At 64.8% G+C, this 12056-nt stretch carries 9 protein-coding genes; 3 read left to right on the forward strand and 6 right to left on the reverse strand.

Annotated elements, in window-relative coordinates:
- Window positions 1–15: 15 nt before the first annotated feature.
- The 3 genes from FB598_RS02345 to FB598_RS02355 form a co-directional block, all read right to left on the reverse strand.
- Complete coding sequence (locus tag FB598_RS02345) at window positions 16–2538, reverse strand: branched-chain amino acid ABC transporter ATP-binding protein/permease (protein ID WP_141912389.1); 2523 nt, start codon at window positions 2536–2538, stop codon at window positions 16–18.
- Between the two features lie 10 nt (window positions 2539–2548).
- A complete protein-coding gene (locus FB598_RS02350) occupies window positions 2549–3424 on the reverse strand; it encodes a branched-chain amino acid ABC transporter permease (RefSeq protein ID WP_141912391.1) in 876 nt (291 codons plus the stop codon).
- Window positions 3425–3584: 160 nt separating this feature from the next.
- Window positions 3585–4856 (reverse strand): ABC transporter substrate-binding protein, encoded by a 1272-nt coding sequence (locus tag FB598_RS02355; RefSeq protein WP_141912394.1) that lies wholly within the window; start codon window positions 4854–4856, stop codon window positions 3585–3587.
- Between the two features lie 465 nt (window positions 4857–5321).
- On the opposite strand from FB598_RS02355, the gene FB598_RS02360 reads away from it, so the two are divergent.
- Window positions 5322–6026 (forward strand): GntR family transcriptional regulator, encoded by a 705-nt coding sequence (locus FB598_RS02360; protein WP_141912396.1) that lies wholly within the window; start codon window positions 5322–5324, stop codon window positions 6024–6026.
- A gap of 66 nt (window positions 6027–6092) precedes the next feature.
- Here FB598_RS02360 and FB598_RS02365 read toward each other — a convergent pair whose 3' ends face one another.
- Complete coding sequence (locus tag FB598_RS02365) at window positions 6093–6401, reverse strand: hypothetical protein (protein WP_141912399.1); 309 nt, start codon at window positions 6399–6401, stop codon at window positions 6093–6095.
- Window positions 6402–6739: 338 nt separating this feature from the next.
- On the opposite strand from FB598_RS02365, the gene FB598_RS02370 reads away from it, so the two are divergent.
- A complete protein-coding gene (locus FB598_RS02370; RefSeq protein ID WP_141912402.1) occupies window positions 6740–7381 on the forward strand; it encodes a DedA family protein in 642 nt (213 codons plus the stop codon).
- A gap of 292 nt (window positions 7382–7673) precedes the next feature.
- Here FB598_RS02370 and FB598_RS02375 read toward each other — a convergent pair whose 3' ends face one another.
- Together FB598_RS02375 and FB598_RS02380 are read right to left on the reverse strand one after the other, a co-directional pair.
- Entirely contained in the window at window positions 7674–8792 is a 1119-nt protein-coding gene (locus tag FB598_RS02375) for an NADH:flavin oxidoreductase/NADH oxidase (RefSeq protein WP_141912405.1), read from the reverse strand.
- 126 nt (window positions 8793–8918) lie between these two features.
- Window positions 8919–10739: an ABC transporter transmembrane domain-containing protein gene (locus FB598_RS02380; RefSeq protein WP_141912407.1), complete on the reverse strand. Its 1821-nt coding sequence runs from the start codon at window positions 10737–10739 to the stop codon at window positions 8919–8921.
- Window positions 10740–11063: 324 nt separating this feature from the next.
- Between FB598_RS02380 and egtD the strand changes: the two genes are divergently transcribed.
- On the forward strand, window positions 11064–12047 hold the full coding sequence (egtD, locus tag FB598_RS02385; protein ID WP_255463914.1) for an L-histidine N(alpha)-methyltransferase: 984 nt from the start codon (window positions 11064–11066) through the stop codon (window positions 12045–12047).
- The last annotated feature ends 9 nt before the right edge of the window (window positions 12048–12056 follow it).

Raw genomic sequence — 12056 nt, forward strand, 5'->3', positions numbered from 1 at the left:
GTACGGTAAGGGAAATTACAGCCAGAGAATTTTCTTGCGATAGGCCAGGTCGGTCAGCAGCGGTTCGGCCGGGCCGGTGTGGAACACCGCGCCGCGCTCCAGCGCGAACACGCGGTCGGCCAGCGCCAGCACCAGGTCGAGGTTGTGCTCGACGATGACGATGGAAACCTCTTTCCGCAACTGGTCGAACACCGTGAACAGTTCCTGCACCACGGCCGGCGCCAGGCCTTCGAACGGTTCATCCAGCAGCAGCAGCTTGACGTTGCCCGACAGCGCGCGCGCTACCGCCACCATCTGCTGTTCGCCGCCGGAGAGGAAGTCGGCGTGGGTGTGCAGGCGTTCCTTCAGGCGCGGGAAGTAATGCAGGATCTTTTCCTCGCTCCAGGCCACGCCATCGCTGCTGTCGGTTTTACGCGCCAGCCGCCCCAGCGCCAGGTTCTCGGCCACCGTCATGCCGGCGAACAGGCCGCGGCCTTGCGGCACGTAGCCGATGCCCAGGCGCGCGATGTCGGGCGCGCTCATGCCGGCGATGTCGCGGCCGTTGTAGCGGATAGCGCCGGAGGCGGGCTTGAGCAGGCCGGTCAGCGCTTTCAGCAAGGTCGACTTGCCGGCGCCGTTGCGGCCCAGCAGCGCCACGATCTCGCCTTGCCGTACTTCCAGCGTGGCGTCATTCAGGATGTGGCTCTTGCCGTAGAAGGCGTTGACCTGTTCGAAGGCCAGCAGCTGCGGCCGCTCCTGCGCATCGCCGGCGATGCGGCCGGTGACCGGCGGCGTGCCGTGGCCGGTGTAGATTTCTTGCACGCGGGTGTCGGCGCGCGCCTCGTCGGGCGTGCCGGCCATCAGCACGCTGCCCTGGTTCATCACGGTGACCTTGTGCGAGAAGCCGAGCACGCGGTCGATGTCGTGCTCGACGATCAGCACCGGGATATTGCTGGCGATGATCTTCACCAGGCGCGACACGCGTTCGCGTTCGGCCGCGGCCAGGCCGGCCAGCGGTTCGTCCATCAGCAGCACGTGCGGCTTGGAGCCGAGCGCAATGCCCAGGTCCACCAGGCGCTGGCCGCCATAGGAGAGCGCGCCGCCTTCGATGTCGTCGATGCCCTTCAGGCCGAGGAAACGCATCAGCTCCTCGGTCTCGGCGTGGATCTCGGGGTAGCTGTCGATATCGGTCCACATGTTGTAGCGCGAGGCGTGGCGCGCCTGCAGCGACAGCCGCAGGTTTTCGTAGATCGACAGGCCCTTGAACAGGTTGGTGATCTGGAACGAGCGCGCCAGGCCGCGCTGGCAGATCACGCTGGGCGGCAGGCCCTGGATTTCTTCGCCGTTCAGTTTCACGGTGCCGCCGTTGGGGGCGAACATGCCGGAGATCAGGTTGAAGGTGGTGGTCTTGCCGGCGCCGTTGGGGCCGATCAGCGCATGGATCTCGCCGGCGTGCAGGGCGATCTGCCCGTTCTTGACCGCCTGGATGCCGCCGAAACGGATCTCGATGTCCTTGGCTTCCAGCACCAGGCCCTGCTGTGCCGGTGGCTGCAGGAAGGCCGGCAGCGGCAGGCCGTCGACGATCTGGCGCGCGCTCATGGCCGCGCCCACTTCCGGCGGCGGATGGAAGCGGCGGCGTACCTGCTGCCAGATGCCGACCAGGCCGGTGGGCGAAAACAGGATGAAAGCGACGAAGGCCAGGCCGAACCACAGCAGCCAGTTCTCGGTCCAGATCGACAGGCATTCGCGGAACAGGATGTAGAACAGCGCGCCCAGCGCCGGCCCCAGGAAGCTGCGCATGCCGCCGATCACCACCATCGCCAGCAACTCGCCGGAGAACGCCACCGAGGTCGGCTCGGCCGAGGCGAAGCGGTGGTGGAAGGCCAGCAGGCCGCCGGCCAGGCCGGTCACGCTGGCCGAGATGATGAACATCTGCAGCTTGTAGACGATGGTGGCGTAACCCTGGAAGCGCGCGCGCTGCTCGTTCTCGCGGATGGCCACGATGGTGTGGCCGAAGGGCGAGCGGATCAGGCGGTGCAGGCAGTACAGCACCAGCCAGGCAATCGCGCTGACGAAGACCAGGTAAGACACCGACTGGTCGAGGTCGATGCCCGCCACCACGGGACGCACCACGCCGCCCAGGCCGGATTCGCCGCCGGTGAACTCGGTCCAGCGGAAGGCGATGGCGAAGGTCAGCGCCGACAGCGCCAGCGTCAGCAGCGAGAAGTAGACGCCGCGCCGGCGCAGGATCAGGAAGCCGACCACCGCCGCGCACACCGCGATGAAGGCGATGGTGAACAGCAGCGGCAGCACGATCTGGCCGGGGAACCAGTATTTCTGCGACAGCGCCGCGGCGTAGGCGCCCACGCCGAACCAGGCGCCGTGGCCGAACGAGGTCAGGCCGGTGTAGCCCACCAGCAGGTTCAGGCCCATGGCGGCGATGGCGTAGATCACCACGTCGGTGGCCGAGGTGGTGGTCAGCCCCAGCAGCTGCAGGAAGAAGGGAACGACGACCAGCGCCAGCGCGCCGATCAGCAAGGGTTGGTATTTTTTGTTCATGATCCGCCTGTCATTCAAAACGTTCGATGCGCTCGCCCAACAGGCCGCGCGGACGGAAGATCAGCACCAGCAGCATCAGCAGGTACATCGAGGCTTCGCCGGCCGGCGCGTAGAACTGGATGGTGATGCCGCGCACCACGCCCACCAGCACGGCGGCCAGCACCACGCCCCAGAAGCTGCCCAGGCCGCCGATCACCACCACCACGAAGGCGGCGGTCATGATCTCGGCGCCCATGGCCGGATGCACGCCCGAGATCGGCGCGAACAGCACGCCGGCCAGGGCCGCCAGGCCCACGCCCAGCATCACGATGGCGGTCATGTAGGGCTGCAGCTTGATGCCCAGCACCGCCACCATGTCGGGCTTTTGCACGCCGGCGCGCACCACGCGGCCGAAGGAGGTCTTGTTCAACAGCAGCCAGATCAGCACCAGCGCGGCCAGCACCGTGGCCAGCATCAGCAGGCGGTACTTGGAGTACATGAAGTCGCCGATCATGATCTGTCCCTTGAGGGCGGACGGGATCGAGGCCGGCAGCGGCGAAGCGCCCCAGATGATGCGGATCAGCTGTTCGGCCACCATCGACAGGCCGAAGGTCAGCAGCAGGCCCAGGATCGGATCGGCCGAATAGAAACGGCGCAGCAGGAAGCGTTCGAACAGGATGCCCAGGAGCGCCACCAGCACCGGCGAGATCAGCAGCGCGCCGGAGAAGCCGAGGTGTTTGGTGATCTCCACGGCCAGGTAGGCGCCGATGGCGTAGAAGGCGCCATGCGCCAGGTTGACGATGCCGCCCAGGCTGAAGATCAGCGACAGGCCCAGCGCGATCAGCAGGTAGTAGCCGCCGACCAGCAGGCCGTTGAGTATTTGTTCCAGCAGGAAAACGATTTGCATTGATGCTCCGATGAGGCGTGCAACATATGACCGTACGTCAGGCAGGAAAAGCGTAGCGGGCGCGCCAAGGTCGGTGCGAGCGGCACAGCCGTACTGGTGTGGCGGTGTACGGTGAGCATCGCAGCGCCGAGATTGGCGCGCGCAGTAGCCTTTGCCTGTCTTAGGTGAACTTGCAGGCGTTTTCCTGCATCGTCGGCGCGATCGCCTCCAGCGATTCGTTCGGCCCCGGCACCGATGCGCCCAATTGCAGGAAGTCCCATTGGTCTTTTGCCTTGCCCTTGGGTTTGGGCGAGAGCGTGTACATTTCCTGCAGCAACTGGTGGTCCCAGGCGCGGTAGGTGCCCTTGCGCGCCTTGAGCACGTCGACCTGCGCGCCCTTTTCGAAGTATTCGATGAGCTTCATGGTGTCGAGCGACTTGGTCTCGGTGATCGCCTGCACCACTGAGCGGAAGGCCACGTATTCGCCCCAGGCCTGGTTCTCGGGCGGCTTGCCGTATTTCTTGATGAAGGCGGCGACGAAGGCCTTGGCCGAGGGCGCGTCCACATCGTGGTGCCAGGTGGTGGGCCAGGTGCCGGCGAAATTGTCGGCGCCGGCGCCCCATGCGGCCACGGTGTCGAAGCCGAATCCCGACATGGGGAAGGGCAGGCCGAATTCGGAGTATTGCTTGATGAAGTTGGTGATCTGGTTGCCGGCCAGGTTGGAGATCACCAGGTCCGGCTTGGCCTGGCGGATCTTGAGCAGATAGGGGCTGAAATCGGTGGCGTCGGTGGGCACCAGCTCATCGTTGGCGATGGTGCCGCCGTTGGCCGAGACGAAGATCTTGGCGGTGCGCAGCAGGTCGTGGCCGAAGGCGTAGTCGGCGGTCAGCGCGTACAGCTTCTTGCCCTTGATCAGGCCGTTTTGCAGCAGCGTGCGGCCGCAGGCTTTGACATACGTGGAGTTGGCCGCCTCGATGTGGAACATGAACTTGTTGCAGCTCTTGCCGCGCAGCTCGTCGGAGTTGCAGCCGGTATTCATGAACAGCTTCTTGTTGCGCTGGGCGACCTGGGCGATGCCCAATGCCGAGGCCGACGAAATCTCGCCGATCAGCACCGCCGCGCCGTCGCGCTCGAGCAGGCGCTGCGCCTTGGAAGAAGCGGTCGGCGGGTTGACCGAGTCTTCCGAGATCAAGGTCAGTTGCCGCCCCAGCAGGCCGCCGGACTTGTTCACTTCTTCCACCGCGAGGTTGATGCTCATTACGGCGTACTCGCCCATCGGGCCGAGGAAGCCGGTGCGCGGCGTCAGGTGGCCGATGATGATCTTGTCCGACTGGGCCTTCACGATCGCCGGAAAACCCAATGCCGAAGCGCCGACTGCCGCGGCGCCGGCCTTGAGGACGGTACGGCGTTGGGGTGAGGCGATACTGCTGTCTTTGCTCTTGTCTTGCTCCATGGTGCGATCCTCCTAATGGTCCGGCCGGGGCCGGTGTCTCGTGGGAACTGCTGTTTTGAGCGTTACGGCCGGACTGGCGCCGGCTTGTTGCAGCAACAGGATTCAACGATGCAGGGAGGCACGTCGCGGGTTGGGCTGGAGGAGATGGGTAACGCTGCCATGCATGCGTGGCAGGGGGCTATCCGGGCGGGGTATCTCCTTCGGGCCTTCACCGCTGCGACATGGGTATCGGGATGTGGGGTGAAAACCTCATCCTGCCGCGCCGATCCGTTTTTTATGTTGCTGATGTCATTTATTTGACATGTGATCAAATGTATTCGATAGAATTGAAGGCGTCAACCGGGAGCGCAGCCGCATGCGATCCGGGACGGCGCCGCTTCGCCGGCCGGAGGGCCTGCAAGCAAGGCTTTTCCAGGTCGCCCCTGTGCGCTCTGTATAATCCGCGAAAATTTTTCACGTATCGCCATGGACCCGACCTTACTTGCCGACCTTTCCAACATGCGCAAGATCCAGCACGCCACGCTCTCCGAGCGCGTGTACCAGGATTTGTGCGAACTGATCCAGGCCGGCCAGGTGCGGCCGGGGCAGAAGCTAACGTTGAAAGGCCTGTCCGATGCGCTGGGCACCAGCCCGATGCCGGTGCGCGAGGCGGTGCGCCAGCTGGCGGCCGAAGGGGCGCTGGAGATCTTGCCCAACCGCGCCATGCGCGTGCCGCTGATGACCAAGGACAAGTTCCGCGAGCTGCTGAAGATCCGCCTGGCGCTGGAAGGCCTGGCGGTGGAGCATGCCGCCGCCAACATCGGCAAGGATGGCTTGAAGGAAGTGGCGGCACTGCACGACAGCCTGTGCGTGGAGATGCACCGCAAGAATCCCAACGTGGACGTGATCATCCGCCAGAACAAGGAGCTGCATTTCGCCGCCTACCAGGGCTCCGGCATGCCGACGCTGGTAGCGCTGATCGAGGGTTTGTGGTTGCAGGTGGGGCCGGTGATCAACCTCGACTTGCGCGCCGGCTCGCGCCGCTTGTCCGAGGCGCCGGCGTTGTTCCATCACGGGGTGCTGCTCAAAGGCTTGCAGGAAGGCTCGCCGGAAAAGGCGCGCGAAGGCCTTTCCGGCGATCTGTTGAGCGCCGCGCAAATGATCCTGGCGGGGGACGGCTTGCCCGATTGAAGCGGGCGGGGAGCGCAACGCCGCCGATGCTTCCGGTGCTTCCTGTGAGTGATGCAAGCCCTGGCCTCAGGGCCGGTTGTCGAGGTCGTAGGTGGCGCGCAGCATCGCCTTGCGACGTTCCAGTTGCCGCTCGCGCCGGGCGCGTTCCTTGAGCCTGGCCGGATCGGCGCGCATGCCGTAGCCGAAGGCCAGCAGCACCGCCGACAGCGGCAACAGCGCCACGGCCCCCGCCAGCAGATCCAGGTTGGCGCGCTGCAGGATGTCGCGCAAGGTGCCCGAAAATACGCAAGCCAGCATCGTCACCCCAATCGCAGCGCCGGTCATCGGCAGGGTATCGAGGGTCTTGTCCAGCATGCTCAGAAGTTTGCTTTTCATGGTCAGCTCCAGTGGGTCCGAAAAGAAAGAAGGTTCGCCATCACGGCCGCGCTACGCGTTACAGCGTTGCATCGTGGCCGCTTGCATCAGAACCTGTTCATGATTTCCCCGGGAGATCATGAGCAGGTTCTTAGATATCGGAAGGTCGGCGGACAACTTGCGGGAGCAGGCCGGTAAAGAAACGTAAGATTGCGTGGGCGCTGCTTTGCAAGCCTGAAGGAGCGCTGGATGCCGCGTCGCACGCGGCGTTGGCGGGAGAAGATGCTGCGCGGCACAAGGAATGGCGGGGCGCCGGCGGGCTGTTGGTACAATGCCATTTTTCTCTTCAACCGGGCGTCATGGATATCCTTCTGTTTCTTGTCGACTTCATCATTCACATCGACCGTCACCTGTCGGAACTGGCAGTGTCCTACGGCCCCTGGCTGTTCCTGATCCTGTTCTTGATCATCTTTTGCGAAACCGGCCTGGTGGTCACACCCATCCTCCCCGGCGACTCGCTGCTGTTCGTGACCGGCGCGCTGGCCGCGACCGGCGCCTATGACATCCACCTGATGGTGCTGACCCTGATCGTGGCCGCCATCCTCGGCGACAGCACCAACTACCAGATCGGCAAGATGGTGGGCGTGAAGGTGTTCGATAATCCGGACTCGCGGATTTTCAAGAAGGAATACCTGGACAAGACGCATGCCTTCTTCGAGAAGCACGGCGGCAAGGCCATCATCATCGCCCGCTTCGCGCCCATCGTGCGTACCTTCGCTCCCTTTGTGGCCGGAGTGGGGGCGATGACCTATCCCAAGTTCTTCATGTACAACGTGGTGGGCGGCATCGTCTGGGTGACCAGCTTTTCATACGCCGGCTATTTCTTCGGCAACCTGCCCATCGTCAAGCAGAACCTGAGCCTGCTGATCGTGGGGATTGTGGTGTTGTCGATCCTGCCGGGCATCATCGAATATTTCCGCCAGCGCCGCCGTCCCGGATGAGGTAGCCGCAGCGATAAAAAAACACCGCATGATGCGGTAATGCCGTTCAGTGCTTCACTGAACGGCATTTTTGTTGTGAGTCCAGGCTCCGTTCGCCCTGAGTAGCTGCGCAGCAGCGTATCGAAGGGCAGGCAAGACCGCTAACGCTGATGCGCTGGCTTCGATACGGCCCTGGCGGGCCTACTCAGCTCGAACGGACTCTGATGATTGAGCGAGAGTCAGCTTTAACTGAACGGCATTACCGCGCGATGCGGTGGTTTTTTTGGGCAGGTGCTGATCAGTCCAATTCAATTCAATCCAGTTCGATGCCGTAGTCCACATCCGGGCGCAGCGGCGTCTTGCTCGATGCCGCCCGTACGTATTGCGGCGGCCATGCCACGTTCTCGCGCAACTGGTCGGCCGCATGCAGCGGCCAATACGGGTCGCGCAGCAGTTCGCGCGCCAGCAGCACCAGGTCGGCCTGGCCGGTGCGCAGCACATGCTCGGCCTGGGTGGCGTCGGTGATCATGCCCACGGTGCCGGTGGCAATCCTGGCTTCGGCCTTCACGCGCGCGGCAAATTCGGTCTGGTAGCCGGGGCCGACCGGGATGGCGGCGCTGGGCAGGTTGCCGCCGCTGGAGACGTCGATCAGGTCCACGCCCAGTTCGCGCAAGCGGGCCGACAGCGCCACCGTCTCGTCCGGCGTCCAGCCGCCTTCGGTCCAGTCGGTGGCCGACAGGCGGACCAACAGCGGCAGCTCTTCAGGCCATGCCGCGCGCACCGCGGCGGTCACTTCCAGCAGGAAGCGGATGCGGTTCTCGAACGAGCCGCCGTACTGGTCGGTGCGTTGATTGCTGAAAGGGGAGAGGAATTCATGGCCGAGGTAGCCGTGCGCGCCATGCAGCTCGACCACCTTGAAGCCGGCCTTGTGCGCCCGTGTGGCGGCATCGGCAAAGGCCTGCACCAGGCCCTTGATCTCGTCGACGGTCAGCGCATGCGGTTCGGTGTAGGCGGTGTCGAAAGCGACCGCCGATGGCCCCACCGGCAGCCAGCCGCCTTCGGCGACCGGCACGCTGCCGGGCGCGCCGTCCCAGGGGCGCAGGGCGCTGGCTTTGCGGCCGGCGTGCGCCAGTTGCACGCCCGGTACCGAACCTTGCAGCTCGATGAAGCGGGTGATGCGTTGCAGGGGGGCGATATGTTCATCCTTCCAGATGCCCAGGTCGGCGGCGGTGATGCGGCCTTCGGCCACCACCGCGGTGGCTTCCATGATCACGGTGCCGGCGCCGCCGACGGCGCGGCTGCCCAGGTGTACCAGGTGCCAGTCGTTGGCGAAGCCGTCCTGTGCCGAATACTGGCACATCGGCGAGACCGCGATGCGGTTGGGCAGGGTGACGCCGCGCAGGGTCAGCGGCGAAAACAGTTTGCTGCTCATCGGATTGCTCCTGTTGTTGGCTGGTTTTTTATGGGATGTCGGGTTGGAGCTGGCAGTCTATTGGATTTTCAGGAAACGCGCCGATGGATGCTTTTCAGCCGTCCCCGGCACATCCGGAGTCCGATGTCATTGCACATTGAACTGCAATGCCGCCAGGCTGGCATACAGTCCCTCGCGCGCGATCAGTTCGGCGTGGGTGCCGGTCTCCACGATATGCCCATGCTCCAGCACGATGATGCGGTCGGCGCTTTGCACCGTCGCCAGGCGGTGCGCGATGACCAGCGTGGTGCGGCCGACCATGGCTGCTTCCAGCGCCACCTGCACCAGCCGTTCGGATTCGGCGTCGAGCGCGCTGGTGGCTTCATCGAGCAACAGCAGCGGCGGGTTCTTCAGCAGTGCGCGGGCGATCGCGATGCGCTGGCGCTGGCCGCCGGACAGGCGCACGCCGCGTTCGCCGAGGAAGCTTTGGTAACCGTCCGGCAGGCGTTCGATGAATTCATGCGCAGTCGCCATCTGGGCCGCGGCGATCACTTCGGCATCGCTGGCGCCGGGGCGGCCGAAGCGGATGTTTTCCATGGCGTTGGCGGAGAAGATCACGGTGTCTTGCGGCACGATGCCGATGGCGCCGCGCAGGTCCTGCAGCGTCAGCTGGCGGATGTCGACGCCATCCAGCCTGATCGTGCCTTGTTGCGGATCGTAGAAGCGCAGCAGCAGCTGGAACAGCGTGGTCTTGCCGGCGCCGGAGGGGCCGACCACCGCGACCGTTTCGCCCGGGGCGACCTGCAGCGACAGTTGCGAGAGCGAACGGCTGCCCGGACGGGACGGGTAATGGAAATCGAGGTGCGAGATTTCCAGCGCAGCGCCGTTGGCGGTGCGCGACGGCAACCGTTCCGGCAGCAGCACCGATTGCACCGGCGACTGCGCCGCCAGCAGGTCGAGCAGGCGCTCGGTGGCGCCGGCGGCGCGCTGGGTGTCGCCCATGACTTCCGACAGCGCCCCCAGCGAGCCGGCCACCAGCGAGGCATACAGGATGAACTGGCCGAGTTCGCCGCCGCTCATGCTGCCTTGCATGACCGAGTGCGCGCCCAGCCACAGCACGAACACGATGGCGCCGAACACCAGCAGGATGGCCACCACGGTCAGCAGCGAGCGGGCGCGGATGCGTTCCATGGCGGTGTCGAAAGCGCGTTCGACCGAGTGGCCGAAGCGCTTGGCTTCGATCTCTTCGTGGGTGAAGGCCTGTACCGTCGGCATGGCGTTGAGGATCTCGCCGGCCATGGCCGAGGCGTCGGCCACGCGGTCCTGCGAGGCACGCGAGAGCTTGCGCACGCGGCGGCCGTAGAACACGATGGGCAGCACCACCGCGCCCAGCATGACGATGATGATGGAAGTCAGCCTGGCGCTGGTGATGAACAGCATCGCCATCCCGCCCAGGAACAGCAGCGCGTTGCGCAGCGCCATCGAGATGCTGGTGCCGACCAGCGTCTGGATCAGCGTGGTGTCGGTAGTCAGGCGCGAGAGCACTTCGCCGGTCTTGGTGGTTTCGAAGAACTCCGGGCTTTGCAGCACCACATGGGCATAGACTTCGCGGCGCAGGTCGGCCGTCACGCGCTCGCCCAGCCACGACACCATGTAAAAGCGCAGCGCCGTGGCCACGCCCAGCACACAGGCCACGCCGAACAATGCCAGGAAATACAGGTTGATGTGGGAAGCGCTCTTGTCGCCGGCGGCGCCAAAGCCGAGGTCGATCATCTGCTTGAACGCATACGGCACCGCCAGCGTGGCGCCGGCGGCCACCAGCAGCGCCAGGCCGGCCAGCAGGAACTGCTTCTTGTAGGGCGCGAGGAAAGGCGCCAGGCCGCGCAGCGCTGCCAGGGTACTTTTTCTTGCGGTGGGGGAAAGGTCGGCGGTGTCGCTGGCGGCGGATGAGCTTGGCGTTGTTGGCATGTTCTGGATGTATGTTGTTGGTGCGGCAAGGCCGCGCATGGCAGTCAACGAAAACTTGCCGGTTCGCTCACTTTAGCTTGCCGGGGTGAAAAACGTCGATGCGGGTTGAACCACTGCGGTGCGGCCAAGTCGATAGCTTCATAAGTATATTCGGCCGATATGCCAGCCATGATTTGTCAGCTATTTAAGCCGCATTGCCTGCTTGGCATGTTCGAATGCGGCTCGCCAGTGTAGCGCAGGGTCTGCTACAGTGCCTGCATGGCTTCGGATCCGGATCGTCGCACAGCCTCTTATCCACGCAGCATCCACGGCAGGGAGACCAGTTTGGCCCAACTCGCTCGATTGATCCGGCAACCCCGGCAGCAGGCCCCGGAAGACCGGGCGATCCGCGCCGAACTGGAAGCCGGCCTGATGGCGCAAGATGCCGCCATTTCCCCGAAGTATCTTTACGATCCGCTGGGCAGCAAGCTGTTCGAAGCCATCTGCGAGCTGCCGGAATACTATCCCACCCGCACCGAGGCGGCCATCTTCGCGCAGCATGCGGATGACATCGCCGCCGCCATCGGTACCGGCGTCACGCTGATCGACCTGGGGGCGGGCAATTGCGCCAAGGCGGCCCGGCTGTTTCCCGTCTTGAAGCCGCGCCAGTATGTGCCGGTCGACATTTCCGCCGAATTCCTGCGCGCAGCGGTGGCCGGGCTGCGGCAGCAATTCCCCGACATTCCCATGCATGAGGTGGCGCTGGATTTCTCCGCCGGCCTGGAGCTGCCGGCGAGCGTGGGCCGCGACCGCCGGCTGTTTTTCTATCCGGGCTCATCGCTGGGCAACTTCGATGCGCAACAGGCGCTGGCGTTTCTGCGCCGCATGCGCCATGCGCTGCAGACCGGCGAGGCCGGCGGCGTGTTGCTGGGGCTGGATCTGGTCAAGGAGGCCGATGTGCTCGACGCCGCCTACGACGATGAGCTGGGAGTGACGGCCGCGTTCAACCTCAATCTGCTCAACCATGTGAACCGGCTCTTGGGCACCGACTTCAACGCGCGCGACTGGCAGCACGTGGGCTTCTACAACGCCGCGCGGCAGCGGGTCGAAATGCACCTTGAGGCGCGCCGCGACCTGATCGTGTGCTGGGATGGCGGGAGCCGCGCCTTCGGCCAGGGGGAGCGCATCCATACCGAAAACAGCTACAAGTTCAGGCAGCAGGATATTTGCGACCTGCTGGAGCAGGCCGGCTTCGGCGAAGTCCGGATGTGGTGCGACCCGCGGCGCTGGTTCGCGGTATGCCATGCGCAGGTGCGCGCCAATGTTTGAGGGGGATCA

This window comes from Herbaspirillum sp. SJZ106, from assembly GCF_006715495.1.
Lineage (GTDB): Bacteria > Pseudomonadota > Gammaproteobacteria > Burkholderiales > Burkholderiaceae_D > Herbaspirillum.

Excerpts from the sequence above, each read along its gene's own strand:
- FB598_RS02355 (WP_141912394.1), bottom strand. The coding sequence starts at position 4,856 with ATGGAGCAAGACAAGAGCAAAGACAGCAGTATCGCCTCACCCCAACGC.
- FB598_RS02350 (WP_141912391.1), bottom strand. The coding sequence starts at position 3,424 with ATGCAAATCGTTTTCCTGCTGGAACAAATACTCAACGGCCTGCTGGTC.
- FB598_RS02365 (WP_141912399.1), bottom strand. The coding sequence starts at position 6,401 with ATGAAAAGCAAACTTCTGAGCATGCTGGACAAGACCCTCGATACCCTG.
- FB598_RS02380 (WP_141912407.1), bottom strand. The coding sequence starts at position 10,739 with ATGCCAACAACGCCAAGCTCATCCGCCGCCAGCGACACCGCCGACCTT.
- FB598_RS02370 (WP_141912402.1), top strand. The coding sequence starts at position 6,740 with ATGGATATCCTTCTGTTTCTTGTCGACTTCATCATTCACATCGACCGT.
- FB598_RS02375 (WP_141912405.1), bottom strand. The coding sequence starts at position 8,792 with ATGAGCAGCAAACTGTTTTCGCCGCTGACCCTGCGCGGCGTCACCCTG.
- FB598_RS02345 (WP_141912389.1), bottom strand. The coding sequence starts at position 2,538 with ATGAACAAAAAATACCAACCCTTGCTGATCGGCGCGCTGGCGCTGGTC.
- FB598_RS02360 (WP_141912396.1), top strand. The coding sequence starts at position 5,322 with ATGGACCCGACCTTACTTGCCGACCTTTCCAACATGCGCAAGATCCAG.